The sequence below is a fragment of the Microbacterium istanbulense genome (assembly GCF_037204145.1).
Lineage (GTDB): Bacteria > Actinomycetota > Actinomycetes > Actinomycetales > Microbacteriaceae > Microbacterium > Microbacterium istanbulense.
Window position 1 is genome coordinate 35,522 of sequence record NZ_JBBDGN010000016.1, and the last position, 23,163, is coordinate 58,684.

Annotated in this window: 21 protein-coding genes and 1 pseudogene; 12 read left to right on the top strand and 10 right to left on the bottom strand. The window is 65.1% G+C overall.

Annotated elements, in window-relative coordinates; translation table 11 throughout:
• Positions 1–17: 17 nt before the first annotated feature.
• On the top strand, positions 18–599 hold the full coding sequence (locus WDU93_RS13745) for a hypothetical protein (protein WP_337321617.1): 582 nt from the start codon (positions 18–20) through the stop codon (positions 597–599).
• A gap of 15 nt (positions 600–614) precedes the next feature.
• Here the strand turns inward: WDU93_RS13745 and mobF are convergent, their stop codons facing one another.
• The 3 genes from mobF to WDU93_RS13760 form a co-directional block, all read right to left on the bottom strand.
• Positions 615–4,085 carry a MobF family relaxase gene (mobF, locus tag WDU93_RS13750; RefSeq protein WP_337321619.1) on the bottom strand — a complete coding sequence of 1,157 codons (3,471 nt, stop codon included), beginning with the start codon at positions 4,083–4,085 and terminating at the stop codon, positions 615–617.
• Positions 4,086–4,298: 213 nt separating this feature from the next.
• On the bottom strand, positions 4,299–4,592 hold the full coding sequence (locus WDU93_RS13755) for a hypothetical protein (protein ID WP_337321620.1): 294 nt from the start codon (positions 4,590–4,592) through the stop codon (positions 4,299–4,301).
• A gap of 125 nt (positions 4,593–4,717) precedes the next feature.
• On the bottom strand, positions 4,718–5,248 hold the full coding sequence (locus tag WDU93_RS13760) for a sensor histidine kinase (protein WP_337321622.1): 531 nt from the start codon (positions 5,246–5,248) through the stop codon (positions 4,718–4,720).
• A gap of 23 nt (positions 5,249–5,271) precedes the next feature.
• Between WDU93_RS13760 and WDU93_RS13765 the strand changes: the two genes are divergently transcribed.
• Genes WDU93_RS13765 through WDU93_RS13775 form a run of 3 tightly spaced genes read left to right on the top strand, consistent with a single transcriptional unit; the run spans position 5,272 to position 8,708 of the window.
• Complete coding sequence (locus WDU93_RS13765) at positions 5,272–6,384, top strand: tyrosine-type recombinase/integrase (protein ID WP_337321624.1); 1,113 nt, start codon at positions 5,272–5,274, stop codon at positions 6,382–6,384.
• On the top strand, positions 6,381–6,713 hold the full coding sequence (locus tag WDU93_RS13770) for a helix-turn-helix domain-containing protein (RefSeq protein WP_337321626.1): 333 nt from the start codon (positions 6,381–6,383) through the stop codon (positions 6,711–6,713). Before WDU93_RS13765 ends, WDU93_RS13770 begins: the two co-directional genes overlap by 4 nt.
• Entirely contained in the window at positions 6,714–8,708 is a 1,995-nt protein-coding gene (locus tag WDU93_RS13775) for a hypothetical protein (protein WP_337321628.1), read from the top strand.
• A 231-nt stretch (positions 8,709–8,939) separates the two neighbouring features.
• Here WDU93_RS13775 and WDU93_RS13780 read toward each other — a convergent pair whose 3' ends face one another.
• The 5 genes from WDU93_RS13780 to WDU93_RS13800 form a co-directional block, all read right to left on the bottom strand.
• Entirely contained in the window at positions 8,940–9,842 is a 903-nt protein-coding gene (locus tag WDU93_RS13780) for a carbohydrate ABC transporter permease (RefSeq protein WP_337321630.1), read from the bottom strand.
• Entirely contained in the window at positions 9,839–10,786 is a 948-nt protein-coding gene (locus WDU93_RS13785) for a carbohydrate ABC transporter permease (RefSeq protein ID WP_337321632.1), read from the bottom strand. Before WDU93_RS13785 ends, WDU93_RS13780 begins: the two co-directional genes overlap by 4 nt.
• Positions 10,787–10,788: 2 nt before the next feature.
• Positions 10,789–12,024 carry a sugar ABC transporter substrate-binding protein gene (locus tag WDU93_RS13790; RefSeq protein ID WP_337321634.1) on the bottom strand — a complete coding sequence of 412 codons (1,236 nt, stop codon included), beginning with the start codon at positions 12,022–12,024 and terminating at the stop codon, positions 10,789–10,791.
• Between the two features lie 65 nt (positions 12,025–12,089).
• The gene (gene yicI, locus WDU93_RS13795) at positions 12,090–14,411 is read right to left on the bottom strand and encodes an alpha-xylosidase (protein ID WP_337321636.1); all 2,322 of its coding nucleotides are present in this window, start codon (positions 14,409–14,411) and stop codon (positions 12,090–12,092) included.
• Positions 14,408–15,589 (bottom strand): LacI family DNA-binding transcriptional regulator, encoded by a 1,182-nt coding sequence (locus WDU93_RS13800; RefSeq protein WP_337321638.1) that lies wholly within the window; start codon positions 15,587–15,589, stop codon positions 14,408–14,410. Before WDU93_RS13800 ends, yicI begins: the two co-directional genes overlap by 4 nt.
• 312 nt (positions 15,590–15,901) lie before the next feature.
• Between WDU93_RS13800 and WDU93_RS13805 the strand changes: the two genes are divergently transcribed.
• Positions 15,902–16,189 carry an RNA polymerase sigma factor gene (locus WDU93_RS13805; RefSeq protein ID WP_337321640.1) on the top strand — a complete coding sequence of 96 codons (288 nt, stop codon included), beginning with the start codon at positions 15,902–15,904 and terminating at the stop codon, positions 16,187–16,189.
• A 59-nt stretch (positions 16,190–16,248) separates the two neighbouring features.
• On the opposite strand, the gene WDU93_RS13810 is transcribed toward WDU93_RS13805, so the two are convergent.
• On the bottom strand, positions 16,249–16,971 hold the full coding sequence (locus tag WDU93_RS13810) for a sensor histidine kinase (RefSeq protein ID WP_337321642.1): 723 nt from the start codon (positions 16,969–16,971) through the stop codon (positions 16,249–16,251).
• Between the two features lie 389 nt (positions 16,972–17,360).
• On the opposite strand from WDU93_RS13810, the gene WDU93_RS13815 reads away from it, so the two are divergent.
• The 7 genes from WDU93_RS13815 to WDU93_RS13845 all read left to right on the top strand — a co-directional run bounded on the left by WDU93_RS13815 (position 17,361) and on the right by WDU93_RS13845 (position 22,371).
• Positions 17,361–18,029, top strand: a complete 669-nt coding sequence (locus WDU93_RS13815; RefSeq protein WP_337321644.1) for a response regulator transcription factor — start codon at positions 17,361–17,363, stop codon at positions 18,027–18,029.
• Between the two features lie 149 nt (positions 18,030–18,178).
• On the top strand, positions 18,179–18,349 hold the full coding sequence (locus tag WDU93_RS13820) for a hypothetical protein (protein WP_337321646.1): 171 nt from the start codon (positions 18,179–18,181) through the stop codon (positions 18,347–18,349).
• Positions 18,350–18,557: 208 nt separating this feature from the next.
• Complete coding sequence (locus tag WDU93_RS13825; protein WP_337321648.1) at positions 18,558–18,965, top strand: PH domain-containing protein; 408 nt, start codon at positions 18,558–18,560, stop codon at positions 18,963–18,965.
• On the top strand, positions 18,962–20,422 hold the full coding sequence (locus WDU93_RS13830; RefSeq protein ID WP_337321650.1) for a PH domain-containing protein: 1,461 nt from the start codon (positions 18,962–18,964) through the stop codon (positions 20,420–20,422). The genes WDU93_RS13825 and WDU93_RS13830 overlap by 4 nt, the downstream gene beginning before the upstream one ends.
• Before the next feature lie 43 nt (positions 20,423–20,465).
• Complete coding sequence (locus WDU93_RS13835; RefSeq protein WP_337321652.1) at positions 20,466–21,362, top strand: ATP-binding cassette domain-containing protein; 897 nt, start codon at positions 20,466–20,468, stop codon at positions 21,360–21,362.
• A gap of 116 nt (positions 21,363–21,478) precedes the next feature.
• Positions 21,479–22,141, top strand: coding sequence for a hypothetical protein (locus tag WDU93_RS13840; protein ID WP_337321654.1), 663 nt, complete (start codon positions 21,479–21,481; stop codon positions 22,139–22,141).
• A 2-nt stretch (positions 22,142–22,143) separates the two neighbouring features.
• The gene (locus WDU93_RS13845) at positions 22,144–22,371 is read left to right on the top strand and encodes a hypothetical protein (RefSeq protein ID WP_337321656.1); all 228 of its coding nucleotides are present in this window, start codon (positions 22,144–22,146) and stop codon (positions 22,369–22,371) included.
• A gap of 409 nt (positions 22,372–22,780) precedes the next feature.
• Here WDU93_RS13845 and WDU93_RS13850 read toward each other — a convergent pair.
• Positions 22,781–23,163 (bottom strand): annotated as a pseudogene (locus WDU93_RS13850) (helix-turn-helix domain-containing protein); the annotation flags it as partial.

The following is a 23,163-nucleotide window of genomic DNA, read 5'->3' on the forward strand; positions in this document are numbered from 1 at the left end:
ACACTATGATGGATGACATGGCTCGAAACGTGGATCGCACCGTCGGGAAATCGCCCGGAATCGTGCGGCTGAGCGCCATCCGGGGACGTCAGCGCGCTCCACTGCACGGCTACGCTGGCAAGCAGACGCGATCTTGGCGACCCAAAGGCTCGGAATCGCGCGGAACCACGGGCTGTTGCATCAGATCGAAAAGTTCTTGGTTGGCGATCCATCCGTTCCGCGACGTGAACACGCGCAGCCAGCACATCCTGTTCAACCAGCTCGCCCGCGACGCCGGATGGGGCATCGACTGGTCGCAGATTCCCGGCGACGTGTTCGCCCACGCCCGCACCCTCGCCATCGTGGAAGACCACACAGGCATCGACGCGCTGATCCGCCCGAACCTCCACCGGCTCGACGCAGGCACACCACCTGGGGAGGCATTGACGGTCGAGCAAGTGCGCAGCTTCCAAGCACGCGGCATTTCCCGGACACCGGACGTGCTGGATCGCGAACTCGACGCAGCCCGCCGCCGACGTTCTCACCCGGCCCCGGAGTCGTTCGGCACACAGACGCGCCGCCCGGAGCCGCCAGCGCCCCACGGCGGGCTGTCTCTATAGCTTCACCAGGCCGGATCACAAGCTGCGCCCCGGCCCTTCTCGCCGCTGATCCGGGCCAGTCCTCGTTGGCCCGACGGTGCGGCGCGCGAGGGCTTCCTGACGGGCTTGCAGCGCCTCGCGCTCGGCTCGTTGCTGCTCTCGGCGCTGGGTGAGCCATTCGGCGGCCTCAGCGATAGGGCGGGCGTCCAGCTCCGCGATGACCCGCCGCGCTTCGGCTACCCGCCGTCTGGCGTGTTCGGCGTCGGCTCGGGGGTTGGGGGTGCGGAAGGTGCCTCGCATTTGCCGTGCCTGCTCTGCCCCGTACACCTGGACGGTGAGGCGATCCCGCTCGGCCGCCTGCCGCTGTGCCGTCTGCTGCTTCGTTGTATCGGCGTCGCTGAGGGCCTGTTCGGCCGCCCTCACCTCGGGGTGTGCGTCAGCATGCTTCGTCGCGATCGTCTGCGCCCACTCGGTGACGGGACGCAAGAGAGATGGTGCGGTGCCCCATGTCTGGGTGACGTGCTGCTCGATCTTCTCGACCGACTCCGCCGCAGTGTCGATGTTCCGGTTGGCAGTGCGCTTGCGCCCGAACCGCGCCGCCCTCGCCTCCTCTCGGGCGGTGTCGAGATGCGCCCGAGCTTCCACAAGTTCTTGCCCGTCCGCGCGCGCCCGCGTCTCTACCTCGGCCGTGACCGTGTGGCGGGTGTGCTCTGCAAGCTCCTTCGCGTGGGCCACAATCTCGGCGTGCTCCTCGGCTTCGACGTGATGCGCCTGCTTCTGCGTGGCGAAACGCGCGGTCGCTTCCTCAAACAGGGCCGCCTGCTGCTCTGCGCGTTCGACGAGCTGCGTGAGGCGTGCCCGCTCGGTCTGCACGAGACGTACCGGCCCCTCGTCCACGAGCCCGCGCACGGCGTCTGCTGCGCGTTCGGTCGCGTCGGTGAGGCCGCGGTCGGCGCGGTCGCGTTCCATCGCCGCGACGAACTGCTCCCGCGCCTGCTCCTGGCTCTCGGCGACGACGTGCAACAGGTTCTGCGTACGGCCGCGGGTCATGCCGACATAGACGCCTGCGGCGCTGGTGGTCTCGGTGAGGATCGTGTGCGACCCGGTGACGGTTGCGCCCTGCACCCCGTATGCGGTGGCCGCATACGACAGGTGCGCGTGCTCGGCCACATACTCGGCGGGTAGGTGCACGGTGCGCTGCCGCTTGCGTCCGCTCCCCGCCTGGCGCACTCTGAGCGTGCCGTCCTCCTCGACCTGTTGCACGATCCAGTTCTGCCGGTTCGTGACACCGATGCTGGTGTTGTTCTTGCGCGTCTGGATCACGTCCCCGGCACCGATGGGGAGGCCATCGCTGCCGGTCGCGGTGTGCTGGTCGTCGACCTCACCGCGCGCCACTCGTTCCTCACGGACACGCGTGTTCACGGCGCGGGCTTCGTCGTTGGACGTAACCGTGACAGCTTCGCTCTCCCGGCGCTGTGCGGCGATGTGCTCGCGGACGTCCTCGTCGCTCGCGTGCAGGCGCACGAGGCCGAGCGCGGTGAGCCGATCGAACACCTCGCCGGGGTCGCGTCCATCGCGCATCCGCACCGTGACCGCGGCATAGGCAGGGTCGGTGAAGCGGTGCACTTCCGCCATATCGAAGATGCGACCCCTGAGCTGTGCGGCCATGTCGAGCACACCGCCGCGTCCGACAGCGGCGAGCTGCGCACGATCCCCGACGAGCGCGACGGTCGCGCCCGCCTCTGCGGTGACGGTGAGCAACGCGATTGCGGTGTCTTGGTCGAGCATCCCGGCCTCGTCCACGATCACCCGCTCACCCCGTACCAGCCGCGCACCCTCTGCCGGGCCGCGATAGGTGCGGCCCGTGTCCGGGTCCATGTCTCCCGGTGCGAGGCGCGTCCATACGCCATCGGCGTTCCAGCGCCAGCCGTGCGCGTGCACGAGCGCCGCAACACTCGTTGCGGGTACGCCGAGTTCGTCGTGCGCGACCTGCGCGGCGCGCAACGTCGGCGCAACCACTCGCGACGCCCGCCCGTGTCGTGCGGCGACCTCGATTGCAGCGGCGAGCATCGTTGTCTTTCCGCTCCCTGCTGCACCTTCCACGACCGCGAGCGGGTCGGTCGATGCGATCGCGGCGGCGGCGCGCTCTTGCCCGGCGTCCAGGCCGTGCCTGCGCGCCGACTTGCGCACATCAGGGTGCTCCGGGTCTTGTCGCGGGATGCGCGCGGCGATGAGGTCGCGCAGCTCCGTCTCCGCCTGCACCACACGCAGGCTCGTGAGGTGCGCCACATGCTCCGGGGTGGGCGCGCCGGGCGGGAGGATCGAGAAGCAATCCTCCATCGTCAACGCGGTCGCGATGTTCACGAACTTGCGTATCTCGGCCGGTGCCGCCTGCACGCCGTACTCGGTCATGATCCGTGTCGCTTGCTCCTGCACCGTGTGCCGCGTCCACGCCGAACTACCTGCAGCGCAACGATCCAGCGCCCGGTTCGCGACGGTCTGCATGGAGAGGTCATCCAGCGACGCCGGCGCACGACGGGCGGGCCGGCGCAACGTGGCCGGGTCGTAGCCGGCGTCGCGCAGCTCGGTCACCCATGCCCGTTCTTCGCTGAGGGCCGTGGGCTTCTTCGCGGGCCGCTCGTGCGCCCATGCTTTCGCTGCGAGACGCGCGGAGATGACCGGCCCCACAGTCTCGCCCGGATGCGCCGCTTCCCACTCCGCTTCGAGCCGTTCGAGATGCCTGCGTACTTGCTCGCCGCGCTTGCTCATCACGCCGTTGAACCGCTCGAGCTCGACCACCTCACCCGACACCGGATCAAGCGTGAGACCGTGACGATCCAGCACCTCCGCAAGCTCCGGGTGCGCGGCGATCACAGCCGTACCGAAGGCACGGATCGTGCCCTGCTGCCGGAACAGCGCCGCGGTGTCCAGCGCACGCCACTTCCCGGCCGCCCAGACGCGGGTGCCGATCTGGAAGTGGATATGCCGATGCGGATCACCCGCCCGCGAGGTGCGGTGCGACACGGCTACCGTCTGCAACTGCGAAACGGGCACCACCTCCTGCTTCCCGCGCGGCCCGACACGGGTCACGGAGTGCTGAGCGAGCCACCGCTGAATCTCACCCACGGCGTCCTGCTGCGCCCGGTCGAGAACGTCGGAGACCTCCGGGTGGAGCGCAGCGGCGATCGAAAGCGATTTCGGCGCGTTCACGACCATCTCCGCGAACCTGGGCGACCCTTGCCGCCCCTCGCCCGGCAGGCGCGGCTTGCCCATCGACTCCTCGGTGAGCGGATTGATCCAGTCCACCCAGCCCGCGTACACGTCTGGTTCGAGTCCGAGCTCGGCGGTCACGTTCCCGGCACCGTCGAGCACGGTGAACTCCGCGACGGACGTGTCAGCGCCGAGGTAGTAGTCATCGGCGCGAGAGCGGTCGGCCTCGACATAGCGGCGCGCATCGGCTCCGGTTCCCCGGAACAGGATCACACCGCCATGCATGAGACTCACCACCTATGATTTCTAGTACGGAAACTGTGGTATCTACCACGGTAGCATACGTCCATTCAGAAGATAACGTCAACGTGTTCGGGAAACCCGCGTCAGTGTCTCAGGACATGTCGTGTACCTCTGGGTTTCAGCGGCGACCGCAACAAGCTGAGTTCTTGTGTGACGGTGTATTGACGACGAACAGCGGAGCTTCGATCGGTCGCGTCGGCGTCCGTGTTAGCTCTTGAGCTTCTCGATCTTCGTGATGATCCTGTTCCGTGAGCGGTGCAGGCGCCACCAGCTTCCCGTGTGCTCGAGCTGGATCTTGCCGAGCTCTTCGAGTGTCGGGAGCCCATGTACGGCGAGCTCCTGGGCGACCTCGTCATCAGATCTGTCCCCGTGGGTCTCGACGATCCGGTGCGCCTTCTTGACCTTCTCGGAGGCGAGTGGATGCGCTGCTATGCCCGCATCGATTGCTTCGAGTCTCGCTTCGAGGTCGGGGAGGCTTCGATGTCGGAAGAGCGGCGTCATCATTCGTTCTTGCTCCTGGAGGTAGTGTCCTGGTCAGCCCAGGATGATCTCCTCACATTCGTAGTCCGGCGCTGTCCGCACTACCTCCGGATGTATCGCTCAGGGATACGAACGGCTGCCGGTGATCAGCGGGCTGGAAGGCGTGCTGTCAGTGTCCAGGTTCCGCCCACCATCTGCGTGCTCAGGTCTCCGCCCAGCAGCGAGACGCGCTCGCGGAGCCGATCGAGTCCGTAGCCGGATGACGGAACGAGAGAATTTCGCGGGGTCTCTGCGATCGAGTTCGCCAGTTCCAGGCGGACGTCGTTCTCAATGGCCTCGATCTGGATTGTCACAGAAGGGTGTTCGGTCGCGTGCTTGGCGATGTTCGTCGCGCCTTCTCTCACCAGATGGACTAGCGCTTGCTCGATGGCAGCTGACACGGAGACGTTGGGGCTGGAGTGGACTGTGACATCGGCGCCGAGTTTTGCGAGCGAATCGCGGGCTTCCTCCAATGCGCTGGCAATACTCGCTCGCTGTTCGAAGCGTCGCGAGTTGCGCCAATTGCAACTGCGGAAGGTGATATTCAGCCAAAGAACGGCAATCGTGCTGCCGAGGTTGTCTCCCTCGTCGAGCGTAGTGGCGCGGATCCCGGGACTGGGTCTTGCAGAGTGTTGCATTGTTTCTTACGATGATTGATCAAATGCAACAATTTCTGTCGGTCAGTGAGCTTCGCTCCGCGTTGCTGCCCAGCCTGGGTATGGGTGTGCTGCGCGTGGAGGAGGCGGTGTGGCGTTCCATGGTGGGCTCGTGGGCGCAGCAGCAGCGTGCCCGTCATCTCGCGACGCAGACGATTCAGACGCGGGTGGCGCTGATTGAGCGGTTCCAAGCCTTCACGGAGAAGTACCCCTGGCAGTGGCAGGCGTCGGACCTTGACGAGTTCACCGATTCGTATCGGCAGGGCGGCCGCGGCCGCTCGACGATACGGGCGGTCCATGGCGGGATCCGCGGGTTCTGCGACTACCTGACCAGCCCGGATTACGACTGGGTTGAGATCTGCGAAAGGCAGTTCGGCGAAACCCCGTCGCAGGTGTGTCTGCCGTGGAACACGGCCGCGCACGTGCAGGAGTATGAGGGTAATCCGCGTCGTCGGGCGTTGACGTTCGACGAGGTGCAGCAGTTGTTTGACTACGCGGATGAGCGGGTCGAGGCGGTCGCCCGGAGCGGCCGGAAGGGTGCGTTGGGGGCGTTGCGGGATGCGCAGATGTTCAAGACCGCGTACGCGTTCGGCCTGCGGCGGGCGGAGCTGCGTGGCCTCGATCTGGCCGACATGCATTACAACTCTCGGGTTCCGAAGTGGGGGAGGTATGCCGCGTTGCATGTCCGGTTTGCGAAAGCGAGCCGGGGGAGTAACCCTCGCCGGCGCACGGTGCTTCTGGTGCCGGAGATGGCGTGGTGGATCGAAGGGATGAGCCAGTGGGTGGAGGAGGCCCGTGACCGGTTCGGTTCACGAGATCTGGCTGCGATGTGGGTCACCGAGCGGAACACCCGGGTGTCGGCGAAGTACGTCGATGCCCGCTTCGTCGCGCTGCGTGAGGGGGCCGGGTTGGATCCGGCGTTGACTTTGCATTGCCTGCGACACTCGTATGTCACGCATCTGATCGAGTACGGGTACGCGGACAAGTTCGTCCAAGAGCAGGTGGGTCATCTTCACGCGTCGACGACATCGATCTATACGAGCGTCAGCGGTGACTTCAAGAATCGTGTTCTCGCCGAGGCGCTGGCCCGGTTCCGACAGATGGAGGCAGAACTATGAAGCAAGTGCAGACGACATGGAACCTGCGACAGTTGATGGCCGGTCACCAACTGTTCAAGACCACCGAGCTCATCCCGCTGCTTGCCGAGTACGGCGTATTCCTGTCGCGGGAGCAGGTGTTCCGACTGGTGACCCAGAAACCGGAGCGGGCCAGCATGCAGGTGATCGGGGCGGTGTGTGCGGCGCTGGGCTGTACGCCGGCGGATTTGATCACGGTCCGCATCGTGGAGGAGCAAGCGGTCGGCGCCGAGCCGACCAGCCGCCCCATCGGCGACCTGCGACCACCACGTGCCCGCATCCACCGGCCCCCGACCACCGCGGCCGACTAGATGCATCGTCGTAGCAGCGAGGACCCTGCGGCGGTTCTTGTCAGCCTCGCCAAGGCGGTCACCGTAGCCGCGCCGCAGGTTCCCGCGTCGTGCGTGATCTGGTCCGCGATGAGCGCGGCGCCGACCACGCGGGGGCTGGCCATGCTGTTGCGCGATCTGCTCGCTGACCCGGGCCGGCTGGTGAGTGCCTCACCGGACGCGTCGATGACGGTGCAACGGATGATCGTCGATCTGACCCGCCGCGGCGTCCCCGACCTGCGCCTGCCCGCATGCTCCCGATGCGGACGCGCCCGACTCCTCCCTCTACGAGACGGACAGGGCGGCAGGTTCTGCGCCGGCTGCAGGTCAGATGGATCGAGACTTTGCGCGAGATGCGGTCAAATCAAAACCAGCTGGCGGATCGTGGGCGGGCAGGTGCAATGCTCCATCTGCTTCCGCAACGATCCCGACAACCACGCCCCATGCCGTGCCTGCGGGCAGGTGACCTGGGTGGCCAAGCTCGGTACGGACGGACCGCTGTGCAGCCGGTGTTACCGGCGACCCGAGACCTTATGCAGCCGATGCGACCTGACCCGCTCCGTCGCGGCGCTCATCGAGGACGAGCCGCTCTGCCTGGCCTGCTATAACGCGATCCGCACGCGTCCCCGCAGGTGCGGCATGTGCGGCGCGGCCAAGCTGGTTCCCTATCTCCGTGACGGGGCAGCCGTTTGCGCGGGTTGTGCCGGTGCCAAGAAGTACGTGCGGTGCCGGGTGTGCAGCACGGATGACCGCAGACTGCACGGTGCGCGGTGCGCGCCGTGCGCTCTGCCAGACAAAGTCCGCTCATTGATCACCGGCCCAGACGGGCGGCCGCATCCCCAGCTCCTCGCCGTGGAGAACTACCTGCTCAACAGCCCCTCCAACCCCAACTCCCGGCTCGAGTGGGTGACCGGGGGCGGCGGCGCACGCATCATTCGCCGCATGGCCGCGGGAGACCTGCCCGTGTCGTTGCGGGCTGTCGCCGAGCTGCGTGTGACCGCCGCGACAGCCTATGTCGCGGCGTTGCTGGTCGAGTCCGGCGCGGTGCCTGCTGATGATTTTTCTCGTGTTCGGTTCGAGGTGTGGCTGAGCGGTCTGCTCCAGTCGATACCTGACGCTCATGACCGCGGCATCGTGCAGCAGTACGCCTCATGGGTGGTGAAGCGGCGGTTTGCCGAATCGGTGGAGAGCACCGACCCGATGCAACGCGTGTTACGTGCCCGGCACGAACTGATCGAGATCCGCAAGTTCCTCGCCGCCATCCGCGATGCGGGATTTACGCTCGGGAACATCCCGCAACGGATGCACGACGAATACGTCGTCCGACGCGGCGATCCCGCTTATCAGCTGGTTCGATTCCTGCGGTGGGCGCGAACCCAACACCTCACTCGGCTGCGAAGCGACTACCGCCCGCAACTCCAGCGGGGCCCCTCCATCTCAGACGACCAGAGGTGGGAATGGGTGCGGATACTCCTCACCCGCGAAGACATCAGCCTCGGCCCGCGCGTGGTCGGACTGCTCACCCTCCTGTTCGGTGTCCCGGTGACCCGCATCGTCACGCTGCGTCGCTCCGCCGTCACCGTCGATGGGGAGAGGGTCACGGTCGCTTTCGGCGCGGACCCTGTTCAGTTGCCCCCGCGTTTGGCAGACCTCCTGCGACGCGTCCTCAACGTCCCGCCGCGGTCACCGGTCGCCGAGGACAAGTGGGTCTTCCGTGGACTTCGACCCGGCGCGCACCTGGCCAACGTCAGCGTGTTAGCGGCTCTGCGGCTCGCCGGCATCTCGGTTCAGCAAGGGCGTCTGGTTGCGCTGATGAACCTAAGCCGAGACCTGCAGCCCGCCGTCGTCGCCGACCTGATCGGCGTCACCGCGGACACTGCGGCGCGGTGGAGCACCCACGCCGGCGGCGACTGGGCGGCTTACCCTCAACTGCGCGACTCGGAGAACTCCCACCCGAGACGGTCCGCTGTCCCGTAAGGCGCAGCGAACTGCGAATACGAACCGGGCGGGTCTTGCGCGAATTCAGGTAGCCCGTAGGGCGCGTCGCGTTGTTGCCCGTGGTGCGCCAGTGCGGCGTCGTGCTGACCGACCCTTTTGGGAACGTGGTCGGGCTGATCCAGAGTTTTACCGCTTCCTCCTTGAAACGGAAGTGTTGAGATGGCAACCGACCGGCTGACACTCGCCGAAACGTGCGGCTCTCCGGGCTGGCTACCCCTTCGTCGCGCCGCCCGCCAGGCCTGCGACAATGTACCGCTGCAGAACGATGAAGAGGATGAGCACCGGCGCGGCGATGACGACGGCCACGGCCATCAGGTCGTTCCAGTTCGTGCCGAATTGACCGATGATCCGGTTCAGCGCAACCGTGAGCGGCTGGATCCGCTGCTCGGTGGTCAGCGTCAGCGCGAACGTGAACTCGCCCCACGCCATGAGAAAGGCGAAAGAACCGATCATGATGAGACCGGGACGGATCGTCGGCATGATGATCCGAATGATGGTCCCGACGGTGCTGAGACCGTCGAGGCGCGCGGCCTCTTCCACCTCGACGGGGAAGAGCTTGAAGTAAGGCCTGAGCAGGATGACCGCGAAAGGTAACGTGACCGAGACGTCCGCCAGGATGATCGACAGGTAGCTGTTGATCAGCTCCACTTGCCGGAACATCACGAACAGCGGCACGGAGATCGCGATGGCGGGGAGGAGTTGAACAATGGTGAGCATGATCATCATCGACGTTGTCACGCCGCCCCGGAGCCTCGCCACAGCGTACGACGCGGGCACCGCGATCAGCATCGTGAGGATGAGCACCGACACCGAGATGATCACACTGTTCAGGAACGCCTGAGGTATCCCATACTGGTCGCTGAACACCGCTGCGTAGGAGCCCGTGTAGATCGTCGCCGGCACGAGTTGTGGCGGACTGGCGAACATGTCGGTCGACGTCTTCAGAGACGTATTGATCATCCAGTAGACCGGAACAAGGTAGGCAGCAGCGATCAGCCAGGCCACGATCGGTTTGATCGTGTGCAGCGCGCGTCGCCGACCCTCTCCTCGACGTCGATGCGTGCCACCGGCGGCGGTAGTCGGTTGCGGCTGGAGTGCGGTAGAGGTACTCACTTCTCCTCCTCGTTGAGGCTCTTGACATAGAAGTACGAGAGGGCGAGCGGCAGTAGCAGCGTCAATGCGGAGGCGGCGGCACCCGTGCCGAACTCGAAGAAGCTGAATGTCTCGAGATAGGTGTAGATCGGCAGTGTGGTGGTGGCGTCGACCGGTCCACCCCGGGTCATCGTGTAGATGAGGTCGAAGACCTTGTAAGTGTTGATGACGCCGAGCAGGAGAACCGAGATGGACACCGGCGCCATCAGCGGGAACGTGATGCTCCAGAACTGCCGCCACCGCGAGGCGCCATCGACCGACGCCGCCTCGTACAGCACGTCGTCGATGAGGTGCAGCCCGGACAGGATCAACAGCATGTTGAAGGGGATGCCGACCCACAGGTTTGCCACGATGACGGCGAACATTGCCGTCGTACCCTGGGTCAGCCACTGCACCGGCTGGTCGATGATGCCGAGGCTCTGCAGGACGAAGTTGACGAGCCCGTAGTCCGTGTCGAACAGCCACCGGAAGATTGTGCCGGTGACGACAGGTGGCAGGATCCAGCCGACGAGCAGCAGCGCCCGGATGGGGCCGTTGCCTAGGAACGGGTGGCGAAAGTACAACGCCAGCGCGAAGCCGAGGATGTATTGCAGCACCAAGCACGCGACGGTGAAGATCAGGCTCAGCAGCGCAGCGTTCCAGAAGGCCGGGTCGCTGAGGACGACGCCGTAGTTCTCGAAGTTGTTGAAGGAAAGGTTGCCTGAGATGAGGTTGGCGCCGCTGGCGTCGGTGACGCTGAGGTACAGGTTGTAGATCAGCGGGAAAGCGAGGAAGACGACGATGTAGATCAGCGCCGGGGTGGCTAGGACCAGCCCCAGGCGACGGGTGGCAACGTCTCGCGCTGATACCACCCGCCGCCGGGACTGGCGGCCTTGCTCCTCACTCGGGAGGACACGATTGGTCATGGTCAGTCCAGGAGCCCGTTGATCTTTTCGGCCGCGGCTTCGGCCGCGGCCTCGGGTGACTCGGCTCCGGTGATCACCAACTGGAGGGCCTCCTGGACGGCGGCGGAAATCTCCGGGTAGTTGGCGCCGTATGCCCGGGCGTGGGCGATGTCGAGCTGGTCCTCGAACACCTGCATGTTGGGGTCGTCCGAGAGGGCGAGCTGGCCCTGCAGATCGACGCGGCTGGAGAGCTGGCCCGACTCGTCGCAGTAGATCGTGGCACCCTCGGTACCGGTGAGGAACTCGAGGAACGCCTGGGCGGCCTCGGGCTGCGGCGCCTGGGCGAACGTCACGACGTTCTCGCCGCCGAGACCGGTCGCCGCCTCAACGCCGGCCGGCAGCGGCGCGACACCGAAGTCAATGCCGGCGTCCGCAAGGTTCTGCAGTTCCCATGGGCCATTGATCATCATCGCTGACTTCCCGGTGACGAACTGTGTCCGGGCGTCCTCCTGCGTGTAGTTCGCCACGGACGAGGACATCGAGCCGTCGTCAACCAGGGACTTAAGGAAGCCGAGTGCTTCAGCTCCGTCCGTCGCGAAGGTATCGAGGTCCCCCCCGGTCTGCCATAGGAACGGGAGGAATTGGAATGTGCCCTGCTCGTTCTTGACGGCGCTCATCACGATGCCGTTATGCGCATCGGTCGTCGTTGCCTCGGCGGCTGCCCGGAGCTCGTCCCAGTTCGTCGGAACGTCGACGCCTGCCTCAGTGAACATCGCCGTGTTGTAGTAGAGCGCGAGGTTGTTCGAGTTCAACGGGAGGCCGTAGGTCTTTCCGTCGAACTGGGTGCTTTGCCAGGGTCCTTCGAAGAACTCCGCTTGGCGGTCAGCCACCGTGTCTGTGACGTCCTGGAGCAGGCCGAGGGCGGCGAAGTTCTGGGTGTCGACGACGTCGACGATGGCGACATCGGGGACCTGGCCGCCCACTCCACCCTGAACGATCGATTTCGACAGGTCCGCGAACGCGAATGATGTGCGGTTCACGGTGATCCCGGGGTTGGCTTCCTCGAACGCCGCGACGGCCGAGTCCATTGCGGTGTTGCTCACCCCTTGGCCGAGGTAGTCCCAGACCTCGAGGGTGATGTCTCCGTCGGCGCTGTCGGTGTTCCCGCCGCCGCCGCCACAAGCGGCGAGACCGAGCGAGAGCGCGGTCGCTGCGGCCGTAACCGCGATCAGCTTCCTGCTCCTGGACTGAATACTCATACCAGACTCCTTTGTTTGGGGTGTTGCGTGTGTATCGGTATTACATGGTCGAGTGGGGACTGGGTTCAGATATCGAACTCGACCGAGCTGCCGGTCGGAGTGAGAGCCGTGCCGGGGCACAGCTCGCCGTATCTGCCGGAGGTGTCTTCGATTCCGACGCGCACGACCGTCGGTGAGGCACCGATCACGACGACCCGCCACGAGCTGTCGGTGCTGTCGGTGGCGACGCTGACAGAGCTGCCGGCGCGCCTGACGCGGAACGTGGCCGATCGGCCATCGGGCGTCGTGACCGTGACCGTCCGTGTCCCCTCCGTCGGACGGAAGAGGTAGAGGGTGAGGTCGTCGAGCCAGTCGTAGTCCGGACGTGTCGGGTCGGCGCCCACTGGCAGTGCGGTGCCGTCCGGCACTAGGAGCGGAAGCGTGGTGAGCTCGTGGACCTGGTGGTGCCATCCGGCGCGGTCGACATGCTGGCCGGAGAGGACGTCGGTCCACCCGTCGCTCGGGAGGTAGACGTCGACAGCGCCGGTCTCGCTGAAGACCGGCGCGACAAGGAGGTCCGGGCCGAGCAGATATTGGGAGTCGACGTGGGTACTCCCGCGGTCGTCGGGGTATTCGAGGATCATGTGGCGAAGCAGCGGCAGGCCCTCGTCGGTCACGGCACGAGCGTGAGTGCCGATATACGGCATCAGCCGGTTCTTCAGCGCGACGAATCGACGGGCAACCGCCATCGCTGTCTCGCCGTAGTTCCACGGTACCCGATAGGAATGCGCGCCGTGCAGGCGGCTATGCGAGGTCAGCATCCCGAACGGGAACCACCGGATGAAGACATCGTCGCGCGGGGTGCCCTCGAAGCCGCCCATGTCGTGGCTCCAGTAGCCGAAGCCCGACATGCCGAGCGACAGTCCACCGCGGAGGGTTTCGGCCATGGACACGAAGGTGGGCTCGGAGTCTCCGCCCCAGTGGACCGGGAAGGCCTGCCCACCGGCGGTGGCGGACCTGGCGAAGACGATCGCCTCTGCCTCACCGTGCACCTCGGCGATGGCTTCAAAAGCGGCCCGGTTGTAGAGGTAGCTGTAGTAGTTGTGCATCTGCCCGGGGTCGGAACCGTCGAACCACTCGACGTCGGTCGGGACTCGCTCGCCGAAGTCCGTCTTGAAGGCGTCAACACCCTGGGAGAGCAGCTTCTTGAGCTCCCCCTTCCACCATGTCGTGGCGTCCGGGTTGGTGAAGTCAACCCACGCCATCCCTGACTGCCAATGGTCCCACTGCCGGACGGCGCCGTCGCTCGAGCGGAGGAGGTACCCGTTCGCCATGCCCTCATCGAAGAGGTGGGAGCGCTGCGCGATGTAGGGATTGATCCACACGCTGATCCTCAGTCCGCGGTCGTGGAAGCGCCGCAGCATCGCGGCGGGGTCGGGAAACTTCTCCGGGTCCCAGACGAAGTCGCACCAGTGGGAGGCGCGCATCCAGTAGGCGTCGAAGTGCAGGACGCTGAGGGGAACGCTGGACTCTGCCATCCGGTCGACAAAGGCGTTGACTGTGTCCTCCGCGTAGTCGGTGGTGAACGACGTTGACAGCCACAGCCCGTAGGACCACGCCGGCACCTGGGGGGCGCGACCGGTCAACGCCGTGTACTTGCCAAGGATCTCCTTCGGGGTTGGACCGTAGATGAACAGGTATTCCAGTGCCTGCCCCGCAACGGAGAACTGCACCCGGGTGTTGACCTCGGAGCCGACCTCGAACGACACGTGCTCGGTGTGGTTCACCAGCACGCCGTAGCCGGCATTGGTGAGGTAGAACGGGACGTTCTTGTACGCGTGCTCGGTCGCGGTGCCACCGTCGTCGTTCCAAATGTCGACGGTCTGACCGTTCTTCACGGCTGGGCCGAACCGCTCGCCGAGGCCGTAAACGGCGTCGCCGACATCGAGGGTGAGCTGCTCATGTATATAGTTCGTGCCGTCGGGCGCCGTAACGACTCCGGTGCTTCGGGGACCGACGGAGGTGAGCAGCTCGCCGCCACCGTAGAAGTCGATGCCGTAGCTGTCTTCGCCGCCGATACGGACTTCGAGGTCACCGACACGGAGCCGACCGACCTTGCCCTCGATCGCCACCTCCGGGGTGACGTCAGCCTTAGCGAGACGGAAGTGCGGGCCACGCCGGACAGTCCCGCGGAAGTGCTCCTGCCGGACGCGGACGACGTCGGGAGCGACGGCCTCGACCGTGGTCGTCAGCATGGGCGAGTCAAGCTCGCCGCCGCGCTTGTGGACGACGCGGGTGGGCGCATAGGCGACAATGCCTCGGGCAGCGGCGGCGATCTCCTGCACCTGCCTGGGGTGCTCGACGAGGTAACCCTCCTTCTTCACCCAGTAGCCTTCGGTGAACTTCACTTGTGCAGCCCCTCCTCTTCAGTCGACGCCTGTGACCGAACCGGCGCGAAGTTTCTCAGGGCGGGGGCCGGTCCGGCCGTGCCACGGTCGGTGTACGCGGGGGAAATCACAACCCCCGTGGGAGCACGAGCGTCGCCGTTCAGCCGTGCGACGAGAAGCTCGACGGCCGCACGCGTGAGCTCGCGAGAAGGGTTCCCCACGCCTGAAATCGGTGTGACAAGTCCCGAGTCGAGCGCATCAATGTTGACCCCAACGATCGAAACGTCCGCGGGGATGGACCTATCCGTCGCAGCGAGGGCCGCCTTCAGTGGCGCGACGGCAGGCTCATGCTGGACGACGAAAGCCGTCAGCTCAGGGTGCTCACGGAGCGCATCGATGACACCTCGATACGTCGCTTCATTGTCGAGTTCGGCGGGGACGTCGACGATTGCGAGGTCGAGTCCCTCGACTGCCCGCCACACACCCTGCTGGAAGTGCTCAGCGTAGGTCATGTGCAGCCCGCGGGTAATGGCCGGCGCCCACAGAACGCCGATATGAACGTGGCCGAGAGCAGCCAACTGCTCCACGAGCACAGAGCCGACAGCGGTCCAGTCCAGATCCACCCGATCAAGGTCCTCGCAGTGCGCCGGATTACCGACGAGAACACTCGGGAGCTTCGAACGGCGAAGCGCTGGGAGGCGCTGGTCATCCTTCTCGACGTCGAGGAGGATGAAACCGTCCACCTGCCTGGCACGAGTCAGCCGGTCAACCGCGTGAATCCCCTCGTTTCCCGTGATAAGGAGGGTGTCGTAGCCCAACTCGCGAGACGCGCGGGCGACGCCGTCGACGAACTGAAGCGCGATGGCGGGACTGGCACTCGCACCCATCGGGTACAGCAGGGCGAGGATCTCCGAGCGGGCGGTCGCAAGCGCACGTCCGGCAGCCGAAGGCCAATAGTCGAGTTTGCGGATCGCAGCTTCGACGCGCTGCTTGGTTTCGCGCGACACGGGCCGCTTCCCGCTAAGTGCGTACGACACGGTCGAGCGCGAGACCCCGAGGTGACGCGCAATATCGCCGATATTAGCCAAACTCCGACCCCTTCGTCGAACCGGTTCGATGACGAGAAAGCTAGCAGCCACCACACTGGAGGTCAACACCACCCGCGCCATCAAGAACACTCGCTTCGGCTCCAGGCGCACCCAGAGGTGTCCTTGCCGACATCAACACCGGCCCACCCTTGCGTGGAATCGGCTGTTTCATTGCAATGCGAATTGAGTATGACGCTGGGTACTCGAAAGACTCGCCGATGGCTCGTGACGCCCGAGAGATTCTCGAGTCGGTCGATGTCGAGGCCCTGGCTGCAGACACCGGCAAGAAGGAAGCGAGCTTCGGGAGAAGCTGGTCGGTCAGGAGATGGGCGACGCGGACTGGAAGCAGATGGCGGTGTTCGATCTGGTGTGGGATCAGTTGGCGGCGCAGCTCGTGGAACGCGGTTAATCCATGGACGACGCGTGGCCGATCTCGTTGCAGGGCCAGAGGGATCAGTGTCGCCAGTGAGCGTCTTTGAAGCGGTGATCCGCGAGAACCGGAGTGCCTTGCTCGGCTACTTCCAACGTCGCATTCCAAACGCGGAGGATGCGGCGGAGGCGTTCGGTGAGCTGTTATTGACCGCCTGGCGGATTCGTCGGCGCATGCCGAAGGATCCGCTTGCGGCCGCTGCGCCTCAAGGTGATGTGAACAACTTCCCAATGATGGTGCTGCAGCACAGGGACATTTCTCGGGCCGATAGCCCGTTCTGATGCGGGGCACGTGGACAGTCGTGACGCTCCCAAAGGACCTGCGGCGATTCGGCCACAACTTAAGTCCACCAAGCCCTATTCGGGCCATTCCGATATGCGGGTCCACCAGTATCAGACGGGTCCAGGAGCGTAGCCTGATCGTCGCGTACGATGCGGAGTACTCGTCGGATGTCTGCCAACGCCTGGTCCGCACTGGTGCGGATGGCCTGGATGGACTGTGCATACAGGGCCGGATCGTCCACACGTTCGAGGACGCGGGCATGCATCGAGACGAGCGTCACGTCGTGCGCGATGATGTCGTGCAGTTCATCCGCGATACGCTCCCTCTCCGCATCGATGGCGGCCGAACGGGCGTACTCCAACTGCGCGATGTCCAGAGCGAGGCGGCGCTCCCGTCCATGTGCGGTGCGCAGGGCCCAGCCGATAGATGAAGAAACGGTGATCACCAGCGCAAGTGCGGGTACGGCAGTGCTTGCGAAGACGCCGAGGGCGGCGGTTGCGAGGATTGTGAGGCTCGCCGCGGCGATGACATAGACCGCGAGGAACCACACTGGACTGGTGTAGACGACCAGCCCGGCGGCCGCTGTTAGGTAGAGAAACTGGCTTCCGTCCTGGCCCGCTGTGATCTGTACCAGCGCCACAAGCAGAAGACTGGTCGCGGCGGCGGCTGGCCACCATGCGAACAACGCGGTCGCGAGGGTCGCTGCGAGGCCGAACAGTACGCTCCTCCACGTAGTAGAGGGATCGCTGAGATACAGTCCGACGTCGACGAGCAGGATCACGCCGAGCAGCATGAGCAGCGCGACCCGGCCTCGGCGGGGGAGCCCCGTGAAACCGGGAGCCCCCACCCCGCCGAGCATCGGCAGCCGATTGCCTGGTGCGACTCCCTGAGTGTTCTTCACCTACCCATGATGGCTGGCAGCGGCTCAGGCTACTTGCAGATACCCAGCAAGCGGCACAGCTCCAACATGATCGGCCCAGCCGGCACGACCTGCGAGCCGAACAGTGCAACAAACCCGAACATAGATCCTCCTTGCGACGGTGTCCGCAAGGAAGACTCGCGAGGGGAGGGGGCGCTGCACTGCGTGCAAAAGTACTCAGAATCAGGGACTTTCGTATCGACTCCAGGACAGGCTGCCCCCGTAGACTGGTCGGAGTGGAATCGATACGCGTGCTGATCGCCGACGACGAGGCGTTGGTGCGCCACGCACTCCGTATCTTCGTGAACACTGGCGGCGACATGACCGTGGTGGGCGAAGCTGTCGACGGCGAGGAAGCGATCTCCGCTACGGAGCGCCTACTGCCGGACGTCGTCTTGATGGACCTGCAGATGCCGCGGGTCTCGGGCATCGAGGCTACTCGTCGGATCACGACGGCTCGCTCCGACGTCCGGGTGCTCGCGGTGACGACGTTCTCAACGGAGCGTCATGTGGTGCCCGCCCTGCGTGCTGGAGCGTCCGGATATCTCGTCAAAGACACCGATCCCGACGACATCCTCGAAGCCATTCGGGAAGTTCACGCCGGTCGCTCTGTCATCTCTCCGCGCGTGACTCGGGATCTGATCCTCTCGTTGCGGGCCGACCCCGAGAAGGCGAGCAGCGCTGCGCCCACCCGTGAACCTCTGACGCCGCGCGAACTGTCCATCGTGAAAGCAATCGCTCAGGGGCGGTCCAACGCAGAGATTGCACGTGAGCTTCATCTTGCGGAGCCGACAGTCAAGGCGAACCTTGGGCGCGTCATGTCCAAGTGGGGTGTCAGAGACCGAGTTCAGGTGCTCATCTACGCGATCACGAAGAGCGTCATCGACGTTGAAGCGCTCAATCTCGACGAACTCCGATGACTGCCGATGGACGTATTGATGTTGCCGGTACGAAGGTTTCGGAGGTGGATACGTTCGTATCTGGCAGGCCGTTGGAGGGGTGGTGAGGCTGTGATCGGACGGTCCCGGGTGGTCCGGAGCAAGACCGTTTCACGGCAAAGGAACACACTATGTGGGCTGTCATCAGAAGGATCCTCGACCTGGCGTGGAAGTACGGCGTCGCGGCGGTCAACGCCGTCGTCGCGTGGGTGCAGCGCAACTGGGCGACGGTGGAGCGGTGGCTCCGCACGCTCACCATCGAGCAGATCATCGAGCGGATCCTCAACATCCTCGGGCTCTGAGAGCCTGACAGGCGTCTCGTGACCCTGCGGCGCGAACCGGGTGCCGCGGGGTCACGATACGCATCGTGAAGCGTCCGAGGTCACAGATGAAACAGTGGAGGCACGACGGAAGATGGTTGTGATGGACACGCAAAATGATCGATCGACTACGGCGGACGGCGTAACGCTCCCGCACGCGGCCCTGAGGTATGAGAACCTACGGACCCTCGTGGCAGCCGTCCCGGTTGCTGCGCTGCTTACTGCGGCGGCCGTTTTCGTGAACATCGATTGGATCGTGTTCATCGCGCTGTGGGTTCTTCTCCCGCTGTGCGTCTTGAGCGCAATTGTTGACATCGCGGTCGTGAATCGGCTTCAGTACCGCGCCTATCGGTATACCCATGACCGCTCGACGATCGAGGTTCGACACGGGATCTTCATGAGGTCCAAGACGACGATCTCCACCGTTCAGATTCTGAGTGTCGACATCGTGCGGGGCCCCCTGCTCAGGAGCTGCGGGCTGGCCATGGTGGTCTTCCGCACGATCGGCGGCACGGTCAAGCTCGGGCCTGTCACCCCCGCGTCCGCAGATGCTGTCCGTGCACAGGTGATGCGCGCTCTGGAGGTCACGCCTCAATGACGACGACCTGGAAACGAGCGTCCTGGCGCCTCCTCATCGTCGAGGCGGTTCAGTTCTTCGCGTCTTTCGCTTTCCTGATCGTCGCCCTTCTCTTCTGGGCGGGTCACGGAAGTGCGATCGCGTCGGTCCTGCTCCCGCTCGCGGCATTCGTCTACGCGCCTCTGCGGGTGGCGTGGATCGTCGTGAGATGGAGCGTGGAGACTTACCAGCTCGATCCTGACATGCTGGCTGTTCGCACCGGCGTCTTCCGCCGGCAGGAGCGTCACCTCGGGTGGGCTTCTGTCGCCGCCGTCGACGAGCAGGCCGGCCTCTTCTTCCGTGTCCTCGGAATCCGTCGTCTCCAGCTCACCCAGTCAGACTCCGCTGGAGGCGCGGTCGTCTTTCGTGCGCTCGATCCCGCGGCTGCCGCCGACGTGCGGCAGCTCGTGCGCAACCATGATGGTGCTGCTGGCGCATCGGACGTTGCTGCGTACACAGGCGAGGTGTATCGGGCCTCGTGGCGCGAGCTTGCGCTGATGAGTGTCGTCAACGGGCGATTCGCGCTGCTCGCGCCTCCCGTGCTGTTCGCGTCATGGGGTCTTCTGGAGGATCTCGGTGTGAGCACGTGGGCGTTCGAGCTGTTTGAGAGCGTCCCGCAGCCGGTCCTGATTGTCGTCTCGATCCTTGGGTTCGTTCTGATCGGGACGCTGGCGACGGTTTCGCGATATCAGGGCTTCTCGGCTCGGCTGACCAGTGACCGTACGCTCGTGCTCAGCTATGGCTTGGTTGAAAAGCGGGAAAGGCACATCGACCTGAAGTCCATCGAGGGCATCGCAGTGCGACGCTCTCTTGTCGAGCAGATGCTCGGACGCTCGCGTCTCGCCGTTCTGACTTTCAAAGGCTCGGACGACGTGGGCGCGAGTGTGGTGCTTCCTTCGCTCCCCGACACAATCGTGAGGCAAATCACACGATCGCATTTCCACGAGTTCGTCCGGGAGTCTGCGGTCCTCGTCGACAGACCTGCTCCGATACTTCGCCAGGTCTTCCGCGCAATACTGGTCTACGCAGTTCCGGTCGCGCTAGCGGTGCTCCTACTGGACCGTGAAATGAGCATCGTGATTGTGGCTGTGGTCGCATTTGCCGCTCTGGGAATCATGACGTCGATTGGGCGATTGCTCGTGTTGGGGATGAGCATCGATTCGCACGACATCGTGAAGATCAAACGTCACCTCGTGACACAAACGGAGACCTACGTCAAGGCACGCTCTTGCCACTCCGTGGGGAGCATCCACCTGAGAGGGGCGGATCGACCGCTCTTCTTCTCGATCCATCTGTATGCGGGTGGCGCTCGAAGCTTCGTAGGAACGCACTGTTCAGCGGACAGCTTGCGTCGGCTGCGTGACGTGGTCGCCAGTGTCGACGAACCCGCTGCGCGGCGTCAGAGGTCTCTGGTCAAAGCGAACGGAGCAACGCCGTGAGCGATTCCGCCCCCTGCATCCGCCCCTCGCTGGAGTCCAAGCCATGATCACTTTTGAAAACGTCTCTAAGACGATCGGTCACCGTCCGATCATTGTAGACGTGTCCTTTGTCGTACCCGACGGACGTGTCACCGGGTTCGTCGGTCCAAATGGTGCGGGGAAGTCCACGTCGATGCGAGTGGCGCTCGGCCTGACGTCAGCCCAGCAGGGGCAGGCGCTCTTCGATGGCCGGGACTACCGTAGTCTGCGCCTGCCGCTCCGCGAGGTCGGGAGCCTGCTGGATGCTCGATGGCTGATGCCGAACCTCCGTGCGCGGGACGTTCTGGACTACTGCGCGCGCACGCAGGGTGTCACGCCTCGAAGCACATCGCTGCTCGCTCTCGTGGGGCTAGCCGATGCGGGGGATCGCCGCGTCGGGCAGCTTTCGCTCGGCATGCGTCAGCGCCTGGGCATCGCCGTCGCACTGCTCGGCTCGCCCCGCCACCTCATCCTGGATGAGCCGCTGAACGGACTCGACCCCGGCGGCATCGCGTGGCTTCGCGACCTGATCCGTCAGCTCCGCGACGAAGGCGTCGGCATCCTGCTCTCGTCTCACATCGTGAGCGAGCTCGCTCTGATCGCAGACAACATCGTGGTCATCAACAAGGGACGGATCGTGCTGGACGGCACGCTCGACGAGTTGGCTATACAAAGCCGACCGCACGTGCTCGCACGCACCGAACGGCCAGACGATCTGGCGCAAGCCACGCGCGCGCGTGGTGCGACGTCCGCGCATGATGTGACCGGTCGAGTTGTCATTTCAGGGCTGACGGCACGAGAAGTGTTTCACGTCGCAGCGCATCTGGGGATCGCCCTCGACGAGCTCACGACACGGGAACGATCCCTCGACGACATCTACCGAGACGCGATCGGTGAAACGATTATCCAGGAGGGCGAATGAGCAGAACGACGGCGACTCGGGCGAACACAGCGGCGGAAAAAGGGAACATGGTCAAAGCGTCTGCTCTGACATTGGTCCGCGCGGAGCTTGGACGCGCGGCGCGGACACGATCAACGATGGTGTTCCTCTCCGCCGCTGCCGCGATCACCCTAGCCATCTTCACCGTGCGCGTGTTCATCTCCGGCGGCTCTGACGAGCCGGTATCGAGCGACCTGATCGTTCTGAGCGCTGATGTCGTCGGGTTCGTCGTCATGTTCAGCGCCGCCCTTGCCGTCGCTCGCGATCACCAGTCCGGCGCGATCGAGCTCGTGAGAGTACTCGTTCCGGCCAGGGGGCGACAGTTCCTCGCCCTCGGTGCTGCCCACGCGACGCTCGCTGTTGCGGTCGTCCTCGTCGTAGCACTCGCGGGGACGGTGGCGATGCTCACGGTTGAACCGGGCACATTTGCGATAGGTGGACTGGCCGACGGTCTCGCCCGCCTGCTTTTGACCACAGCGCTGCTCGCCTTCGCCGGGGCAGGCGTCGGCGCGTTGTGCCGTTCCTCCGCTGCGACGACATTCGTTGTGCTGGCGCTCTATCTGCTCCTGCCCGTCGCGCTGATGGTCGCCGGGTTCACCGGCCAAGCCTGGGCTGGCGCTGTCTCGGACAAGACCCTGGGGTTGCTCGCATCCACAGCCATCTCCGGTGCGAGCGACGCATGGCTGGCGACCGCGGGCGTCGCACTCTGGGCAACCGGACTGGCAGCGCTCGGAATCCTCCGAGAGACGAAAGGTAAGTAATCATGTCCGAACGAGGCAAGAACCTGCTCTGGTTCCTACTACCCGCCCTCGTCGGGGTGATAGCACTGGCAGCGATCTCCCTTCCCACCTTGAATGACGCGGCGAGCGAGACTTCACCCACCGAAGCGATCATCGCTTTGCTTCTCTTCGCGGTGGTGGGCGGCGCGATCATCGGAGGTGCGGTGTATGCGATCCGCAAGCTCTCGACGCGGCGCCGCGCCCGCCGCTGAAACGGCGCGAGTGCACTCCATACTGTTGCCGAAAAAGTGCTAACAGAAGTGCTAAGCAACCTGTAGGTCGGGGTATCGCGATGGAGTTATCCACAGGTCACATGCCGTAGATCGTTGATTTTATGCCGCAGAAAGCCCTATCCGGATTCGCGCCGCGAGCGGGTCGAGGTCAGTTCAAGTCCCCCCTCGCGCACCATAGGTCGAAGGCCCCGGATGAGTCCGGGGCCTTCGTCGTTTTCACTCAGACGGCCGACGCGGTCAGCACGACGGCCAGCCACATCCCAGGCCGCCCCGCCGTCGTCACGCGCGGAGTTGTGCGTCTCGCGCGGAGGCATCCGCCGTATCCGTCCGCGCGAAGCGCACAATCCCGCGCGAAGCGCACGGGACGGATGCCGTACGCCGCCCAGCCTCAGTCCTTCTCCGCCCCATCCCATCCGGCCCGCGCGGCGTGCCATCCGAGCTGCACCCGGGTGCGCACGCCCGCCCGGTCCATCAGGTCGCGCACACGGCGCTGCACGGTGCGCAACGACACCCCGAGGTGGGATGCCGCGGCCTCATCGGTCTGGCCGGCGAGCAGGAACGACAGCAGGCGGGCATCCATGTCATCCACCACACCCACCGCGGGATCGGCAGCGCCGGCCTCCAGCACGATCGGTGTCGCGGTCGACCACACCGTGTCGAACAACGCGATCAGCCCCGTCAGCAGCGCACTCGGCCGCACGATCAGCGCGGCCGCGAACGCCCTCTCCCGGTCCGAGAGCACGGGCAGAAAGGCCAGCTCCCGGTCGACCA